Origin of the sequence: Acinetobacter sp. 826659 (assembly GCF_000588515.1) — a bacterium.
Lineage (GTDB): Bacteria > Pseudomonadota > Gammaproteobacteria > Pseudomonadales > Moraxellaceae > Acinetobacter > Acinetobacter pittii.
Genome location: NZ_JFYD01000001.1, coordinates 23,024 through 39,406, shown reverse-complemented (window position 1 = coordinate 39,406; position 16,383 = coordinate 23,024). Strand labels below are relative to the sequence as shown.

The following is a 16,383-nucleotide window of genomic DNA, read 5'->3' as shown; positions in this document are numbered from 1 at the left end:
ATAAGAAAGCATGATTAAAAAATCATGCTTTCTTTATTAGTACTGTCTTAAAGCTTTATTTCAAATGCTTTTGAAGTTCAGATCCAGCTTGTGATAATGCAGTCTTCACTGATGGTTCGTTGCTTAATGGATTTAAAAGACCATAGTCATGAATCAAACCGTTATAACGAGTTACAGTCACCGAAACACCAGCTTTATCTAAGTTACGGCCAAAAGCTTCACCTTCATCACGCAATACATCTAATTCAGCTGTTTGAATTAATGTTGGTGGGAAGTCTTTTAACTGTTCGCTTGTAGCACGAAGTGGTGATGCCAAAATATTGTTGCGATCATTGGCATTGGTTGTGTAGTTATCCCAGAACCATTTCATCATGTTCTTAGTCAGGAAGTATCCTTTTTCATACTGATTGTAAGAAGTATTGTCGAAACCAGCATTGGTAACAGGCCATAACATTACGTTGTAACGTACTTTTGGACCACCAGATTGTTTAATCTGAAGGGCAACAGCAGCAACCATATTGCCACCAACGCTATTACCTACTAAAGCTAGGCGGCTACCATCAACACCAATTTCTTTACCATGTTTAGCAACCCATTTTGTTGCTTCGTATGACTGATTAATTGCTATAGGGAAGTGAGCTTCTGGAGAAGGCGTATAGTTAACATATACAGCCGCCGCGCCAGACTCACGAACTAAATCACGAATTAAGCGTTCATGAGTAGCAAAGTCGCCTAACACCCAACCGCCACCATGAAAGAACATGAATACAGGAAGAACGCCTTTAGCATTCTCTGGTTTAACAATTTTTAGCTGAATGTTTTGACCATTTATTTGAATTGTTTTCTCTGAAACTTGTGCTGGTGGAAGTTTCGCTCCCTTTTGTGCGCCAATTAAAACTTGACGAGCTTCGGTTGGAGTCATCAATTCCATTGGTTTGCCGTTGCCCGAATTGAGTACGTTTAGGAATGCTTGTACACCCGCAGTAGGAGCAGGAGTATTGATAGCTTCAGCTGAAACAGCGGTAGTGAAAAGAGCAGATGTTAATAAAGCTGTTGCGATTTTCATGGTGAAAACTCACTTTAAGTTAGAAATTTTAAATACAACTTTGAGCCAATGCTTTGTGTCCCATATGAAGCTGGTTCTATCGAAAACTCAGTTCAGTAAGTATCTTGTGTATATAATACTTGCACGCAAGATACTTATGGTCAAGAATTATTTATAATAATTTTTAGATAAATTTAATTTTTGGTTTAAATATGAAAGAAAACAATATATTAGGTGATCAACTCTGCTTTTCGCTTTATTCCGTAGCGAATGCACTTACGCGCCAGTATCGTCCATTACTTAAAGATTTCGATTTAACTTACCCTCAATTCATCGTTCTTTTAGCTTTGTACGAACAAGATGATATTTCTCTCAAAGAACTCGGTGAAAAGACTTTATTTGACTCAGGCACCTTAACGCCATTGGTTCAAAAACTTGAAGCAAAAGAGTTTCTGAAGAGGGTATCGATCAAAGAAGATGAGCGGGTAAAAAAAGTAATATTGACGGATAAAGCTTTAGAGATAAAAGAAAAAGTGATTGACCTACCGAATCAGTTGCGATGCTCAATGCATATGAATGATGAGGAGCTGACTATGCTAAGAAAGCTTTCTTTGAAGTTATTGGAAGATTTATAAAGTTTTCTTTAACTGAAAATAATTTTTATCTGCGAATAATTTGAAGCTTTAATCTTTTCAAAAAGAGGCGCATTGAGTGCCTCTTTTTTTATATAAAAATAATAAATTCAATTAATTAAATATAGAAGTGGAAAAGGTATTGACATTAAAGTTAGCTTTAATCTTAAAGTAAAGCCATACTGAATGAGGTCATTCCAATGAAAGTGTTCGAAAAATTAGTATTCCCAAATGGCTCATATGTTCCAAACCGTATTGCTAAAGCGGCAATGGAAGAAAACATGGCTGATTTAAACCACGCACCATCAGAAGAATTAATGCGTTTATATCAAGCTTGGGCAAATGGTGGTGTAGGTCTAATTATTACTGGAAATGTGATGGTAGACCGCCGAGCGATGACTGGACCGGGCGGTGTAGTATTAGAAGATGAAAAGCATCTAGATACTTTTAAAAAATGGGCACAAATTGGTCGTTCAAAAGGTGCTCAGGTTTGGCTTCAAATTAACCATCCAGGACGTCAAATGCAAGCAAATCTTGGTCAGCAGACTTGGGCACCATCGGCTATTTCACTTGATCTTGGCAAATTGTCAAATCGCTTTAATACACCAATTGAAATGACTGAATCTATGATTGCAGAGGTGATTCAGCGTTTTGCAAACACAGCGCGTCTAGGTGAAAAAGCTGGGTTTACTGGTGTAGAAATTCATGCAGCACATGGTTACTTATTAAGCCAGTTTCTTTCACCACTGAGTAATAAACGCCAAGATCAGTGGGGTGGTTCTTTAGAAAATCGCGCTCGTATTTTAATTGAGATTGTGGAAGCAGTTTGTAAAGTCGTTTCGCCTACGTTTACTGTTGCAGTAAAACTGAACTCAGCCGATTTCCAACGCGGTGGATTTAGCGCTGAAGATGCTCAACAAGTAGTTAAAATGCTAAATGAACACGCTGTAGATTTGGTTGAACTTTCAGGCGGTAGTTATGAAGCACCTGCCATGCAAGGTCAAGCACGTGATGGCCGTACACTTGCTCGTGAAGCTTACTTTTTAGAATTTGCACAAGAAATTCGTAAAGTTGCCAAAATGCCTGTTATGGTGACAGGTGGCATACGCCGTAAGCAGGTAGCAGAAAAAGTAGTTGAAAGCGGTGTAGATATGGTCGGTATTGCCACAGCTCTAGCAATTGAACCTAATTTGCCAAATGCTTGGAAACAAGGCCAGAATCTTACTCCTGAATTAAAACCGATTACTTGGAAGAACAAAACACTTGCTTCACTTGCCAATATGTCGGTGGTCAAATTCCAGTTACGTAATTTAAGCTCTGGTAAAAAAACAAAACCAAATGTTTCACCAGCTTGGGCTTTAATTTTGCAACAATCAGCGATGTCATGCCGTACCCGCCAATACAAAAAAGGCATGCGTGACTATTCATTTGCTTCTTAATAAGTGAGTTGTGTTATGACAAATCCTAACGATTCAAACTGGATAATTTATGGAGCAAATGGCTACACGGGCGAGTTAATCGCTCGTGAAGCTGTACGCCAAGGTCTAAAACCAACTCTGGCTGGTCGTAACAAAGCTAAGGTTGAAACATTAGCTCAAGAGTTGGGACTCGACTATAAAGCTTTTGGGCTCGATAACGTAGATGCGGTCAGTGAGCAACTGCAAGGCTTTAAACTGGTGATGCACTGTGCAGGGCCATTTTCAGCAACATCAAAACCCATGATGGAAGCTTGTATAAAGGCTGGTGCTCACTATCTAGATATTACTGGTGAAATCGCTGTATTTGAATTGGCACAGTCACTTAATAGTCAAGCTGAAAAAGCCGATATTGTGCTTTGTCCGGGTGTCGGTTTCGATGTGATCCCGACAGATTGTGTTGCCGCTGTACTGAAAGAAGCATTGCCAGATGCGACCCATTTAGCGCTTGGTTTTGATTCTAGAACAGGGTTTTCACCGGGTACAGCTAAAACAAGTACAGAAGGCATGGCCGAAGGTGGGAAAATTCGTAAAAACGGAAAAATTACCACCGTTCCATTAGCCCATTATGTGCGTACCATTGATTTTGGTGATGGTAAAAAAAGTGCCATGAGTGTTCCATGGGGAGACGTATCTACAGCGTTCTATACAACAGGTATTCCAAACATTGAAGTGTTTGTACCCGCATTTCCCAAAATGATTTTTGGTGCGAAAATGATGAACTATTTACGCCCAGTATTAAAACTAAATGCTGTACAGAAGTTTATTAAATCGCGTATTGAAAAAACGGTTGTTGGGCCAAATGAGGAACTTCGCGCAAAAGTACCCACCTATGTTTGGGGTGAAGCAAGAAATACGCGTGGGGAAATCAAAACCGCCCGTATCCAAACGGAAAACGCTTATAGCCTTACGGTAAATGGTTCACTGACTGTAGTGAATTATTTGCTCAAAAATACCGTTAAGGGTGGTACATACACACCTGCAAAATTGATGGGTTATAAGCTAGTGACCGAACTACCGGGTTCTGGTCCACTGGTCATTAATTAATAAAGCCTTTATTAAAACAGCACATTTATTGATGGTCCCGAATAAGGTTTTCACTATCAAAAGATTGGCTGATTTTTTTCTATAGTATTTGCATGAAAAAACGAATTACAGCGTTGGTCCGTAATTCGCTTTTTTAGATTTATAGATTGATACTTAAACGCTTTGGTTACTTAGTTGATACCAGTATCCATCTATACAACGCGAGAGCGATTAACTCTAATTGAAATTGAAATTACGGTGTTTTTGCGTTGTCAAAATAGAGATTCATCAGACGTTCTGCATTTTGCTCACATGTAATTTCATCTGGTTTGTTATTAATAGCTTCAATCATGGTATGTAAGTTTTGCTTACTGACTTTTAGCTTTTGTTCTAAAAGTTCTATTTCCTGAATTTTGGTTTCAATCGTTTGAATGAGAGCATCATGGTCCCAAGCGACAACTTTCGACGGCAAAAATGCTTTAATTTCTGCTAAAGAAAAACCGACTTGTTGAGCTTGCTGGATTAAAGAAAGTTGTTTCAAATCGTTATCGGTATATTCACGATAGCCATTCGATTTTCTTTTGGCTTTAGGCAAGAGTTTAATTTGCTCGTAATAACGAATAGTAGGGGTACTTAAACCACTTAATTTCGATAACTCGCTAATATTCATAGCTACATACTCTCTTGACATTCAAGCTAACTTTAGACTTATAGTAACACAAAAGCAAGGTTCATAACTTTACCAAGCACACACTTTCAGTAACAACTTTCTATGCTTTGATAGACGAAAGAATAGAATTATAAATATGAAAAATGAGGTGAGAAAATGTCTAAACGCATATTACACGTGGTGACTAATGTTTCACGCTATAAGGATGTCGATGAACCAACAGGGCTGTGGTTAGGCGAGCTCACCCATGCCTATGACGAATTTGAAAAGCAAAGTTATGTGCAAGATATAGTGAGCCCCAATGGCGGAAAAACTCCGATAGAGCCAAAATCATTAGGAGCTTTGGTTTCTGACAAGTCTGTAAAAGCGAGGGAAGATGATCAAGCCTTTATGACTTTATTGGCTAATACATTTAAGCCTTCCGATATTAATTGGCAAGACTATGACGTGATTTACTACACAGGTGGTCACGGTGTGATGTGGGATTTTTTAGATAACCCTGAACTTCAAGAAATCACCAAAAATATTTATGAAAAAGGCGGTATTGTTTCGAGTGTTTGTCATGGCTACTGTGGTTTGCTCAATGTCAGACTTTCCAATGGCAAACGACTAATAGAAGGTAAAAAGTTAACAGGCTTTGCATGGAGTGAAGAGGTTTTGGCAGGAGTGGCAAAAAAAGTGCCGTACAATGCCGAAGAGTTAGCGAAAGAATATGGCGCTCGTTATGAAAAAGCTTTTATTCCTTTTGCACCATACGTCGTTCAAGACGGCAAATTAATTACGGGTCAAAACCCTTTTTCAGCTAAAAAGACGGCTTTAGCGATAATAGAAGAGCTAGAAAAGTCATAATTTAGTAATTCAAATATAAACCCTAAAAGTAGGACCAGCGATGGGCTTACTTTTAGGGTTTTTAAATAAATGGATTGATCCTACGAGGTTAAATTTAAGGAACAATCACAAAATCAGGGTTTGCTATTGCAAAAACTGCTTCACGGTCTGCAACTGGTGGATAAATCCAGACAGTATTAATTTCCTGTTTAATTTTTTTCGCTTCTTCACGCACAAATTGAACTTGTCGATCCCAACCTTCGGTATAAAGTGCACCCCAAGGACCTAAGTCAACACAAGTTACATATTTTGGTTGGCTGTATGGATGAAGGGGTAAATCAACTAATTCTGCCGCAGCATTGTAACCCGCTACACGGCCTAAGCTCATAGCATGCTGACACGACATCATATTAAAATTCCCTAAATCATCGGTAGGAACTTTTACAGTGTCGCCAGTCACAAAAATATTTTTTGCTTCGGGTGCATGTAAATAAGCATCCCCAATCAAACGACCCAAATTATCTTTTTCACCAGCAATTTGAGAAGTGAGTGAGTTAGCTCGCATGCCCGCAGTCCAGATCACGGTTTCTGCTTCAATTTTTTCGTCATTAGAAAGTGTCACACCAGTTGCATCAAGTGCAGTCACGCGTAGTCCAGCTTTGCCCTCAACGCCGAGTTCAGTAAGCGCTTCTCGAATAACAGTAGCAGCTTGGTCACCCATCGCCGCGCCAATTTCTGTTGAGGAATCCACTAAAACTACACGGACATCAATTTCACCTAAAATGCTACGCAGACGTTCAGGCATTTCGGTCACGGTTTCTAACCCGGTAAGACCACCACCTGCAACGACCACCGTATTACGCGCTGCATTTGCAGGTTTATTGGCTAAGTTTTTAAGATGCTGATCTAGTTTTTCAGCATCTTCTAGTGTGCTTACGCTAAAGCCATATTCGGTAAGACCTGATATCGGGGGCATAAAAGTGGTACTTCCCGTTGCCAGAATAAAACGGTCATAGCTTAAGGATTGTTTGTTGCCATCGATGGTTGAAACTTCGATGGTCTGTTGGTTTGAGTCAATTTTATTTACCCAACCTGCCAGAAATTTAACTCCCACCACACTTAATAACTCTGAAATATCAGGGTTCATGTTTTCAAGCACAGCTTCATAAAGACGAGGACGGATCCCAACATTCGGGCTAGGGGAAACCATCACCACTTCAATGTTTTGTTCTTGCGAAGCTAAGTGAATTGCTCTTTGTGCAGCAAGTGCAGCCCATAACCCAGCAAAGCCAGAACCAGCAATAATAATACGCTTACTCATTTGATTATCCTTTTGATAGATTTTCGGACAACACATTCCTGCTCATCACAAAATTTAAGGTGAGCGAATCCTTTCCCTGATTGTCCGAAAAATCTGAGAAGGCGTTTAAAACGATTAGGGGGTGTTATTGCTCTAGAGTTTGAGACCCTTTCAGTTCATTAGTCGAGGGTATCCCGTGAGATTTTGTTTTTCCGCATTTTTGCTGTTCTTCCTTCGATGCGTTCATTGATCCAGCCATTTACATCACTAAAAAATACGTCGGGTGCATAACGGCCAAAACGGTCTGCAATATCACCAAGTGTATGAGCACCTAAAGCGTCTCTCATGGCTTTTTCGGCCTGTAGCATGACGGCATGGACTGCACACACACCACTGGTTGCCCAATCTGGTGGGGCATTGTTAAAGACTGCACATTTTCCACGAACTTCTTGGCACTCAAAAAGCGGTTTTTCACCCTCGATTGCATTCACGATATCTAAAAAACTGATTTCGTGAGCAGATCGAGCCAGTAAATATCCACCACGAACACCTTCTTGAGCAATAACGAGACCTGCCTTTTCAAGTTTAGGAAAAATCTTGGCCATAAAACTCGGAGAGACTCCTTGTAATTCAGCAAGATCCTTACTACTCAAAGGTTTATCTTCATTGTTCACAAGAAAAAGAAGACAGTGAATCGCATACTCGACACTACTAGTGATATAAGCCATTTAATTTCATAATTGATCAACTACAAACACAGACTAATGTAGTCTGTGTTTTAAGTCAACAATAAAACTAAGATAAAGATAGTCCTAGTTTTATTTGAGCTATATTAATGCGTTACTTATAATTCTATCTCTATGAATAATTTAAAATTTAATGAATAAAAAGAATTTTAATATTTTACAAAAAATTATGCTAATGAGTCTCTTGAATGTAATTAGAGGCTGATAGATGTTTAATGAAAGGATTTACTCTTTATAAGTGAGATAGAGGGGGGGAATTATGTATTCATCATTTATTTATAGAGTTATTTAAATTATATTTAAGTAGATTGTTTTGCTTAAAATATTAAATAGCTTTATCTGAATAAAAATATTTTTTATATAGCATGATGAATGAATAAGAGAGTTATTTTGAAAACTGAATTTACTATTAGATGTATTTATGCACTTTGCCTTATTGGTGCAGGGTTCAACCATTTACAAACAGTTTTGATGCATGGTTTGTTTTGGGACTATAACAAGGCGCCTTTATTTACTTGTATTTATTGGACATCTTTAACGTTTATTGATCCACTTGCAGCAATTCTTCTATTTTATAGACCTCGTATCGGCTTAATTCTAACTTTTCTTATTATATTTAGTGATGTCATTCACAACACTTGGATTACATTAAAGGTAGGGCGAGACTTGCTCAACTATATGTATATTTCCCAATTTTTATTTCTGGTTTTTGTTGTGTGCACAATTAAGTTTCCTTGGAAGACACATAAGAAAAGTTAAAATTTAAATATTGGAGAGAAAAAGCATTCTTTTACTCTCCAAATAATTTCTTCAAACTTACGAACGCCACCAATAATTTTCGACATTTGGTTCATTAAGATTCAAGAGTTCACCCATTTGAGGCGTACTAATCGCTAACTCATTTTGTTGAGCCAAAGCGACAATACGTTCAAATGGATCATCCCAAGCATGAAGTGCCAAATCAAAAGTACCATTGTGCACAGGCAACAAATGACGTCCTTTTAAGTCGATATGTGCTTGTAAAGTTTGCTCTGGCTGCATGTGAACATCGGGCCATTCGGGGTCGTAAGCGCCAGTTTCTAACATGGTGAGATCGAAAGGGCCATAACGATGTCCAATCTCTTTAAACCCGTCAAAATAGCCCGTATCTCCACTGAAAAATACCCGTAGATCATTATCAATAATCACCCAAGAAGCCCAAAGTGTCGCATTGCTATCGCCCATACCACGGCCTGAAAAATGATGAGCAGGGGCAGCCACCAATTTTAGCCCATCTACCTGTGTGGTATCCCACCAGTCGAGCTGCTGAACCTTTTCTGCTGGAATTCCCCATTTAATGAGCGTATCACCCACACCAAGCGGTGTTAAGAAATGCTCAACTTTATCGTTAAGTTGCATGACTGCATGGTAGTCGAGGTGGTCGTAGTGATTATGCGACAAAATCACGCCTTTGATGGGTGGTAATTCGGCAATGCTAATCGGCGGCTGATGGAAACGTTTTGGTCCAAGCCATTGAAAAGGTGATGCACGCTCTGAAAAAACAGGGTCGGTTAACCAAAATTCATTTTGAAGTTTTAACAAGATAGTTGAGTGGCCCAAACGAAATAGAGAACGGTCAGGCGCACTTAATAACTGTTCTTTTGACAAACTTAAAACAGGAATTTCTCTGTTTGGAACAGTGTCTTTAGGTTTGTTAAATAGAAACTTCCACATAAGTTGAAGCGTTTTGCCAAAAGAAGGCTTGTGTTGGTTTGGACGCGTATTTCTAAATTTGCCATTGTGTTGTTGAGATGGCATTGAGGGAGCAGGCAAGTCTGTTGTGTTTGAAATAGTCATTTTGTTTTTCCTTATTGGAACAAACCTATATGTACAAATAAGAACTTGAGCTAAGTGCTTATTTCGATTTATTTAAATGAGTATTTACTCACTCATTAATTCATTCAAAAATAAGGATGCCGTGCATCCTTATCTTTTATCTATATTGAAACTGCATGCCAAAAGGCTTCAAAACCTGATTTGCGGTAACGCTCGGCTTGAGAAGGGTCTTGGGCAATAAAATTGAGTGTAACTTCGGCAAGCGCACCTAAAATTGAAGCAATAAATAACGGTGGGTAATCTCTTAATTTTCCGTCATTAATACATTCTTGAATGTTTTGGGTGAGGTCACAAAAGGTTTGCATGCCAATTTGTTTGCTTTGCTCAGTAATTTGTTCCGATGTTGAAAGCTGCGCCATTACTTTACGTTTAAGGGGAGTTTCTAAACTCCAGTCCAAATAGCTTTGCCAAATATGTGACATTTGTGTTTGCAGGTCTGAGTCAGCCGGGTAACCATGCATCATGACCTGACGTAGTTCAGCCTTTAGTGAAAGATATAACTGGTTCAGCAGTTCTTCTTTATTACTAAAATAGGTAAATAAAGTACCTTCTGCCACGCCAGCAACTTTGGCAATTTTTGAGGTAGACGCACGCTCGCCAAGCTCTGCCAATGTTTCGATAGCAGCACTTAAAATTGCATTACGTTTATCTTCACTACGAGGACGAGCCATATACAAAAATATTAATTGAGTGATTACTCAATCATACATAAAAATATGAGCAGCGCAAGCGAAATAGAATTTTATTGTCATAAATTTACTATTTTATAAACTATTCATAAGCTGCAATATTTGACTCTTGCACCATACGATTTGGTGTTCATGAGACTTTTGCTGATCCCAATATAAATTCATCTGATATCCAACAATATCTATCGGTAGCGGATGCACCTTAATTTGAGGGTAAGTATCTTTAAAATGAGCAATTTGACATTGAGGAATCGTGAGTAAATGGTCCATTTGTGTAATTAATCGGATTGCCGTTTCATATTGTTGGCAGCGGAAACTAATCGTTCTTTTGATACCTTGTTTAGATAAGAAAAAATCTTCAAAAACACGACCTGTAGGACGAGAGGACACTGTAATGTGTTTAGCTTCTAAATAAATTTCTTTGGTTAGGTTTGTTTTGGATAATAAGGGATGCTGCTTGCGACTTATTACTACAAATTGATCTTTTGTAAGACATTCATAACCAATGCTATCTTCAACCGAATGTTGCACATCAATCGCAAAATCGATTTTCCCCGTAGAAAGCTCATGTCTTAAGTTTTTACGATCAATGCGTACGCTATTTAACTGCAAATTAGGATTAAATTGAGTTAAGTGCTGAATAATAGAGGGTAAAAAAATTCCTTCATACTCATCATTCATAGCAATTGTGAGATGCTTTAAATCTCGTGCTGGCACAAAGTCATGCGTGCTTTGAATTGCTTGATGCATAAGTTGTAATGACTGTTCAATTTTAGGCCATAAACGTTTGGCTAAAGGTGATGGAACAACACCGTGTCCATCTCGAATAAATAATGGGTCATTAAAATGATCGCGTAAACGAGCTAATGCATGGCTAACAGCAGGTTGACTTAGAAAAAGTTGTTCACTAGCCCGTGTTAGATTTTTTTCTTTATAAATTGCCACAAATACACGAAATAAATTCAGATCAATACGAGCAAGAGAGGCAATATTATTATTCATTTCATTCATAGTTTGTTATTCAAACAATTCATTTTATTCATTGTAACAAGTTAGATATGGTCAGGAAATAGCATAAGAAATAGAGTGATTAATACTGTGAATTTTGAATGTAGTGCTTGTGGTAATAGCATTTAGAAAGCGTTGATTACAACAAATTTTTATAAAACCTATGAACATAAGGAAATGATATGGCAACACATTTATTTGATTTGACTGGAAAAATAGCCTTAGTTACAGGTGCAAGTCGTGGTATTGGTGAGGAAATTGCCAAACTTTTAGCAGAACAAGGCGCACATGTAATTGTATCTAGTCGCAAGATTGAAGATTGCCAACGCGTTGCTAATGAAATTATTGCAGCAAATGGTAAAGCGGAGGCAGCCGCTTGTCATGTAGGTAAACTCGAAGATATTGCAGCAATTTTTGAATATATTCGTAAAGAACACGGTCGTTTAGATATTTTAGTCAACAATGCGGCCGCCAACCCTTATTTTGGTCATATTCTAGATACAGATATTGGGGCCTATAACAAAACGGTTGAAGTCAACATTCGTGGATATTTCTTCATGTCTGTCGAGGCAGGTAAATTAATGAAAGAACAGGGTGGCGGTGCAATTGTTAATACCGCATCTGTAAATGCCCTGCAACCTGGAGATCGACAAGGTATTTATTCTATTACCAAAGCTGCGGTGGTGAATATGACCAAAGCCTTTGCAAAAGAATGTGGACCATTGGGCATTCGAGTGAATGCTTTATTGCCGGGTCTTACCAAGACCAAATTTGCTTCGGCACTATTTGAAAATGAAGATATTTATAAAAGCTGGATGGACACAATTCCATTACGCCGTCACGCAGAACCGCGTGAAATGGCTGGAACTGTACTTTATTTAGTGTCAGATGCTGCGAGCTACACCAATGGTGAATGTATTGTGGTTGATGGCGGTTTAACTATTTAGGGAGGAATAGCAATGTACGAACATTATTCAGGTCAAGTGGTCTTAATCACAGGTGCGGCGAGTGGATTTGGTGCATTGCTGGCAGAGCAACTGGCAAAGTATGGTGCAAAATTAGTGTTGGGTGACTTGAATATTGAAGGGTTAAATACTGTAGTTGAACCGCTACGCCAAGCAGGAGTGGAGGTGGTTGCGCAAGTGTGTGATGTCAGCTCTGAAGCAGATGTACAGGCTTTGGTGCAAAGTGCAGTTACTCAGTTTGGTAGAATCGATGTCGGGATCAATAATGCAGGTATGAGTCCGCCTATGAAAAGCTTTATTGATACCGATGAAGCAGATCTGGATTTGAGTTTTGCCGTCAATGCCAAAGGCGTGTTCTTTGGAATGAAGCATCAAATTCGTCAGATGTTGCAACAAGGGGGTGGCATTATTCTGAATGTTGCTTCTGTTGCAGGTTTAGGTGCGGCTCCCAAATTGGCTGCCTATTCTGCGGCAAAGCATGCTGTGGTGGGATTAACCAAAACAGCAGCGGTTGAATATGCAAATAAAGGCATTCGAGTTAATGCAATTTGTCCATTTTATACAACCACTCCGATGGTGGTCGACAGTGAACTCAAAGAAAAACAAGACTTTTTAGCGCAGGCCTCGCCAATGAAGCGTCTTGGCCATCCAAGCGAAGTGGTGGTAATGATGCTGATGATGTGTGCCAAAGAAAACTCATATCTCACAGGTCAAGCCATTGCAATTGATGGCGGCGTGACAGCTTATTAAAACATTTATTAAATACATCTTATTCATATGTTTAGGAAAAAATCATGACAATTAATTTAAGCAATCGAGTGGCTATTGTTACAGGTGCAGGCGCAGGTCTAGGGCGGGAACATGCATTGTTACTGGCTCGTTTGGGTGCAAAAGTGGTCGTGAATGATCTTGGTAGTGATGTGAACGGAAAAGGTGGCTCAACCATGGCGGCCCAAAAAGTCGTGGATGAAATTATTGCGGCTGGGGGCCAGGCGATAGCAAATGGTGCTTCAGTCACGGATATTGAACAAGTACAACAGATGGTAGATGAAACAATTGCCCGTTGGGGACGTGTAGATATTTTAATTAATAACGCTGGGATTCTTCGAGATAAAACTTTTAGTAAAATGTCACTAGACGACTTCCGTACCGTGATTGATGTCCACTTAATGGGGGCAGTAAATTGCACTAAAGCGGTATGGGATATCATGCGCGAGCAAAAATATGGTCGTATTGTTATGACGACCTCATCCTCTGGTCTATATGGCAACTTTGGGCAGTCCAACTACAGTGCTGCAAAAATGGCATTGGTTGGACTCATGCAGACACTGGCTTTAGAGGGTGAAAAATCTAATGTTCGGGTGAACTGTCTAGCACCAACAGCTGCAACTCGTATGCTTGAAGGATTATTACCCGAAGAAGCCCTTAAAGCTCTTGCTCCAAGTGCGGTCAGTCCTGCAATCGCGACTTTGGTTAGCGAAGATGCACCTACCCGTATGATTCTTTGTGCTGGCGCAGGTAGTTTTGAAGCTGCCCACATTACCCTTACGCAAGGAATTTATTTAGGTACGGATGAACAAGTTCCGCATGTTTTAGCACAACGTTTAGCTGATGTTTCAGATCGAACAGATGAGTTTGTGCCTGTCAGAGGAGGTGCTCAGGGTGAGCTTGAGCTGAAAAAAGCTTCATTAATGGCAGGAGAATAATTTTGACAAAAAATACATTAAGCATCGACCAACTGGTTGAGTTGCAAGGCCAAGCATTAGGTAGCTCGCAATGGATGACCATTGATCAAAGCATGATTAATACCTTTGCAGATGTCACACAAGATCATCAATTTATTCATGTGGATGAAGAAGCTGCTCGCCAGACACCTTTTGGTGGCACGATTGCCCATGGTTTTTTAACACTCTCTTTACTTTCAGCGATGGCCGCTCAGGTCTTGCCGACTGTAAAGGGGCAGAAATCTGGCGTGAATTATGGCATCAATAATTTGCGTTTTATGAGTCCTGTACATAGCGGTAAGCGGGTGCGTGGAAATTTTCACTTAAAAAATGTTTCCCAAAAAAATAAGGGAAGTTATCAGTTGATCATGGAAGTCACGATTGAAATCGAAGATCAGGCAAAACCGGCACTTGTGGCCGAGTGGCTTACACTTGTAAATGTATAGGAATAACCCATGAGCAATGAATTAATTCTCTCTCGCCGTGATGTCGATTTTTTGCTATTTGATTGGCTAAAAGTCGAAGAACTCAGCCAACGCAATTCTTTTGCAGGACAGGACCGTTTTGAATATACGTCTGTTTTAAACATTTACGAGGCTTTGGCAACCGATTTATTTGCTCCTCATAATAAAAAAAATGACAGTAACGAACCTGTTTTTGATGGCGAACGTGTAACTGTCAATCCTGAAGTCGGGGTAGCGCTAAAGGCCTTTGCTGACGCAGGTTTGATGAGTGCAGCGTTTCCGTCAGATTGGAATGGGATGAACTTACCCAATACCATCGAGCGTGCAGGTATGGCATATCTACTCGGTGCCAATTCAGGAACAGCGGGCTACGCCTTTTTAACCATTGGTAATGCAAATTTATTAATGGCTCATGGAGAACCTGAAAAAGTTAAACCCTATGTCAACGCCATGATGGAAGGCAAATGCTTCGGAACGATGTGTTTATCTGAACCGCAAGCAGGTTCAAGTCTGGCTGATATTCGTACACGTGCGATTAAAACAAAAGATGGTCGTTATCGTCTGTTTGGAAACAAAATGTGGATTTCAGGTGGCGAGCACGATATCTCTGACAATATTGTTCATTTGGTTTTGGCAAAAATTCCAGATGAAAATGGACAATTACCAGCAGGTGTGCAGGGCATTTCTCTGTTTACCGTACCGCGCAAATTACTCGATGAAAATGGACAGCCAAGTGAACGTAATGATGTGGTATTAGCTGGCATTAACCACAAAATGGGCTATCGAGGAACAGTGAATTGTGTGCTGAATTTTGGGGAAGGTCGTTTCACACCCGAAGGAGAAGCAGGTGCTATTGGTGAGCTAGTCGGCGAAGCTGGTAAAGGGCTGGCCTATATGTTCCATATGATGAATGAAGCCCGAATTTCGGTTGGGCTTGGGGCAGCAGCATTGGGATATACAGGTTATCTTCATGCTTTAGATTATGCAAAAACTCGAGTACAAGGTCGTTCTCGTAGTGAACGCAATCCAAGTTCTCCACAAATTCCGCTCATTCAACATGCGGATGTTCGCCGTATGCTCTTGGCGCAAAAAGCATATGTCTCAGGTGCGTTGGCACTGTGTCTATATGCAGCCCGATTAACCGATGATATCCACTCGCTTGAAGATGCTGAGCAGCGCGATCAAGCCCATCAATTACTTGATCTATTAACACCAGTGGTGAAAAGCTGGTCTTCTGAATGGGGGCTTGTGGCAAATGATTTAGCCATTCAAGTTCATGGCGGCTACGGTTATACCCGTGAATATAATGTTGAACAGTTTTATCGAGACAATCGACTTAACCCGATTCATGAAGGAACATTTGGCATTCAAGCGTTCGATTTATTAGGACGAAAAACTCGTCTTAATCAGGGACTGTCGATGAAGCTATTACATGAAAAAATCATGAAGACGGTTGAACAAGCCAAGGCAGAGCCTTCTTTAAAAGATCATGCAGATCAATTAGACCAAAAGTGGCAACTCATCCGAAATGTAACAGAGAAATTACATGCCTTAACCGATGTAGAACTTCAACTGGCAAATGCCGCCAATTATCTGGAAGCTTTTGGACATCTTGTGGTGGGATGGTTATGGCTTGATCAAGCGGTAGTCATTCATAAACTCATGCCGAACTCAACAGACCCTGATTTTCTACGTGGGAAGCTTGCCGCGTGTGATTATTTCTTTGGCTGGGAAATGCCGAAAATTATGAGTTGGTTAGCGGTACTTGATCCGGTAGAGACGACTCCACTCAATATGTCAGAAGAATGGTTCTAGTAAGAACCATTCCTTAACCGCGCCGTTGAATGTAAAGGAGAACAACCTGATTTTATAGAAAATACCTAATAAGAATCACTATGTAAAAATAAACATCAGGCGTTCAGTAAAGAGTGCCCTA

The 16,383-nt window shown here is 39.8% G+C and carries 17 protein-coding genes; 10 read left to right on the top strand and 7 right to left on the bottom strand.

What is annotated here, in order from left to right:
- Window positions 1-55 precede the first annotated feature (55 nt).
- A complete protein-coding gene (locus J663_RS00195; RefSeq protein ID WP_033847140.1) occupies window positions 56-1,066 on the bottom strand; it encodes an alpha/beta hydrolase in 1,011 nt (336 codons plus the stop codon).
- A gap of 191 nt (window positions 1,067-1,257) precedes the next feature.
- Here J663_RS00195 and J663_RS00190 point away from each other — a divergent pair, with 191 nt between their 5' ends.
- The 3 genes from J663_RS00190 (at window position 1,258) to J663_RS00180 (ending at window position 4,199) form a co-directional block, all read left to right on the top strand.
- Window positions 1,258-1,680: a MarR family winged helix-turn-helix transcriptional regulator gene (locus J663_RS00190; RefSeq protein ID WP_033847139.1), complete on the top strand. Its 423-nt coding sequence runs from the start codon at window positions 1,258-1,260 to the stop codon at window positions 1,678-1,680.
- Window positions 1,681-1,877: 197 nt separating this feature from the next.
- The gene (locus J663_RS00185) at window positions 1,878-3,116 is read left to right on the top strand and encodes an NADH:flavin oxidoreductase/NADH oxidase family protein (protein ID WP_033847138.1); all 1,239 of its coding nucleotides are present in this window, start codon (window positions 1,878-1,880) and stop codon (window positions 3,114-3,116) included.
- A gap of 15 nt (window positions 3,117-3,131) precedes the next feature.
- Entirely contained in the window at window positions 3,132-4,199 is a 1,068-nt protein-coding gene (locus tag J663_RS00180; RefSeq protein WP_033847137.1) for a saccharopine dehydrogenase family protein, read from the top strand.
- Window positions 4,200-4,431: 232 nt separating this feature from the next.
- Here J663_RS00180 and J663_RS00175 read toward each other — a convergent pair whose 3' ends face one another.
- Complete coding sequence (locus J663_RS00175) at window positions 4,432-4,848, bottom strand: MerR family transcriptional regulator (RefSeq protein WP_017481049.1); 417 nt, start codon at window positions 4,846-4,848, stop codon at window positions 4,432-4,434.
- A gap of 156 nt (window positions 4,849-5,004) precedes the next feature.
- Between J663_RS00175 and J663_RS00170 the strand changes: the two genes are divergently transcribed.
- Complete coding sequence (locus J663_RS00170) at window positions 5,005-5,697, top strand: type 1 glutamine amidotransferase domain-containing protein (protein ID WP_033847136.1); 693 nt, start codon at window positions 5,005-5,007, stop codon at window positions 5,695-5,697.
- Window positions 5,698-5,791: 94 nt separating this feature from the next.
- Here J663_RS00170 and J663_RS00165 read toward each other — a convergent pair whose 3' ends face one another.
- Both J663_RS00165 and J663_RS00160 read right to left on the bottom strand, forming a co-directional pair.
- Complete coding sequence (locus tag J663_RS00165) at window positions 5,792-6,997, bottom strand: NAD(P)/FAD-dependent oxidoreductase (protein ID WP_033847135.1); 1,206 nt, start codon at window positions 6,995-6,997, stop codon at window positions 5,792-5,794.
- Between the two features lie 158 nt (window positions 6,998-7,155).
- Complete coding sequence (locus J663_RS00160) at window positions 7,156-7,704, bottom strand: RrF2 family transcriptional regulator (RefSeq protein WP_033847134.1); 549 nt, start codon at window positions 7,702-7,704, stop codon at window positions 7,156-7,158.
- 408 nt (window positions 7,705-8,112) lie between these two features.
- Here J663_RS00160 and J663_RS00155 point away from each other — a divergent pair, with 408 nt between their 5' ends.
- Window positions 8,113-8,481 carry a hypothetical protein gene (locus J663_RS00155; RefSeq protein ID WP_033848011.1) on the top strand — a complete coding sequence of 123 codons (369 nt, stop codon included), beginning with the start codon at window positions 8,113-8,115 and terminating at the stop codon, window positions 8,479-8,481.
- A gap of 57 nt (window positions 8,482-8,538) precedes the next feature.
- Here J663_RS00155 and J663_RS00150 read toward each other — a convergent pair whose 3' ends face one another.
- The 3 genes from J663_RS00150 to J663_RS00140 form a co-directional block, all read right to left on the bottom strand.
- The gene (locus tag J663_RS00150; RefSeq protein ID WP_033847133.1) at window positions 8,539-9,558 is read right to left on the bottom strand and encodes an MBL fold metallo-hydrolase; all 1,020 of its coding nucleotides are present in this window, start codon (window positions 9,556-9,558) and stop codon (window positions 8,539-8,541) included.
- A gap of 140 nt (window positions 9,559-9,698) precedes the next feature.
- On the bottom strand, window positions 9,699-10,268 hold the full coding sequence (locus J663_RS00145) for a TetR/AcrR family transcriptional regulator (protein WP_017481053.1): 570 nt from the start codon (window positions 10,266-10,268) through the stop codon (window positions 9,699-9,701).
- A 93-nt stretch (window positions 10,269-10,361) separates the two neighbouring features.
- Entirely contained in the window at window positions 10,362-11,297 is a 936-nt protein-coding gene (locus J663_RS00140) for a LysR family transcriptional regulator (protein ID WP_032056047.1), read from the bottom strand.
- 179 nt (window positions 11,298-11,476) lie between these two features.
- On the opposite strand from J663_RS00140, the gene J663_RS00135 reads away from it, so the two are divergent.
- From J663_RS00135 to J663_RS00115, 5 genes are read left to right on the top strand one after another with little or no spacing between them, the layout of a single operon-like run.
- Window positions 11,477-12,241 carry an SDR family oxidoreductase gene (locus tag J663_RS00135; RefSeq protein WP_000190710.1) on the top strand — a complete coding sequence of 255 codons (765 nt, stop codon included), beginning with the start codon at window positions 11,477-11,479 and terminating at the stop codon, window positions 12,239-12,241.
- A gap of 12 nt (window positions 12,242-12,253) precedes the next feature.
- Window positions 12,254-13,009 carry an SDR family NAD(P)-dependent oxidoreductase gene (locus J663_RS00130; RefSeq protein ID WP_033847132.1) on the top strand — a complete coding sequence of 252 codons (756 nt, stop codon included), beginning with the start codon at window positions 12,254-12,256 and terminating at the stop codon, window positions 13,007-13,009.
- A gap of 44 nt (window positions 13,010-13,053) precedes the next feature.
- On the top strand, window positions 13,054-13,965 hold the full coding sequence (locus J663_RS00125; RefSeq protein ID WP_033847131.1) for an SDR family NAD(P)-dependent oxidoreductase: 912 nt from the start codon (window positions 13,054-13,056) through the stop codon (window positions 13,963-13,965).
- A gap of 2 nt (window positions 13,966-13,967) precedes the next feature.
- Complete coding sequence (locus tag J663_RS00120; RefSeq protein ID WP_017399682.1) at window positions 13,968-14,429, top strand: MaoC family dehydratase; 462 nt, start codon at window positions 13,968-13,970, stop codon at window positions 14,427-14,429.
- Between the two features lie 9 nt (window positions 14,430-14,438).
- Window positions 14,439-16,262 (top strand): acyl-CoA dehydrogenase, encoded by a 1,824-nt coding sequence (locus tag J663_RS00115; RefSeq protein WP_033847130.1) that lies wholly within the window; start codon window positions 14,439-14,441, stop codon window positions 16,260-16,262.
- Window positions 16,263-16,383: the final 121 nt, after the last annotated feature.

Bases quoted from the DNA above. Each gene is read 5' to 3' on its own strand.
- J663_RS00195 (WP_033847140.1), bottom strand. From the start codon at position 1,066: ATGAAAATCGCAACAGCTTTATTAACATCTGCTCTTTTCACTACCGCT.
- J663_RS00130 (WP_033847132.1), top strand. From the start codon at position 12,254: ATGTACGAACATTATTCAGGTCAAGTGGTCTTAATCACAGGTGCGGCG.
- J663_RS00165 (WP_033847135.1), bottom strand. From the start codon at position 6,997: ATGAGTAAGCGTATTATTATTGCTGGTTCTGGCTTTGCTGGGTTATGG.
- J663_RS00115 (WP_033847130.1), top strand. From the start codon at position 14,439: ATGAGCAATGAATTAATTCTCTCTCGCCGTGATGTCGATTTTTTGCTA.
- J663_RS00185 (WP_033847138.1), top strand. From the start codon at position 1,878: ATGAAAGTGTTCGAAAAATTAGTATTCCCAAATGGCTCATATGTTCCA.
- J663_RS00140 (WP_032056047.1), bottom strand. From the start codon at position 11,297: ATGAATGAAATGAATAATAATATTGCCTCTCTTGCTCGTATTGATCTG.
- J663_RS00145 (WP_017481053.1), bottom strand. From the start codon at position 10,268: ATGGCTCGTCCTCGTAGTGAAGATAAACGTAATGCAATTTTAAGTGCT.
- J663_RS00190 (WP_033847139.1), top strand. From the start codon at position 1,258: ATGAAAGAAAACAATATATTAGGTGATCAACTCTGCTTTTCGCTTTAT.
- J663_RS00175 (WP_017481049.1), bottom strand. From the start codon at position 4,848: ATGAATATTAGCGAGTTATCGAAATTAAGTGGTTTAAGTACCCCTACT.
- J663_RS00150 (WP_033847133.1), bottom strand. From the start codon at position 9,558: ATGACTATTTCAAACACAACAGACTTGCCTGCTCCCTCAATGCCATCT.
- J663_RS00135 (WP_000190710.1), top strand. From the start codon at position 11,477: ATGGCAACACATTTATTTGATTTGACTGGAAAAATAGCCTTAGTTACA.
- J663_RS00170 (WP_033847136.1), top strand. From the start codon at position 5,005: ATGTCTAAACGCATATTACACGTGGTGACTAATGTTTCACGCTATAAG.
- J663_RS00125 (WP_033847131.1), top strand. From the start codon at position 13,054: ATGACAATTAATTTAAGCAATCGAGTGGCTATTGTTACAGGTGCAGGC.
- J663_RS00160 (WP_033847134.1), bottom strand. From the start codon at position 7,704: ATGGCTTATATCACTAGTAGTGTCGAGTATGCGATTCACTGTCTTCTT.
- J663_RS00180 (WP_033847137.1), top strand. From the start codon at position 3,132: ATGACAAATCCTAACGATTCAAACTGGATAATTTATGGAGCAAATGGC.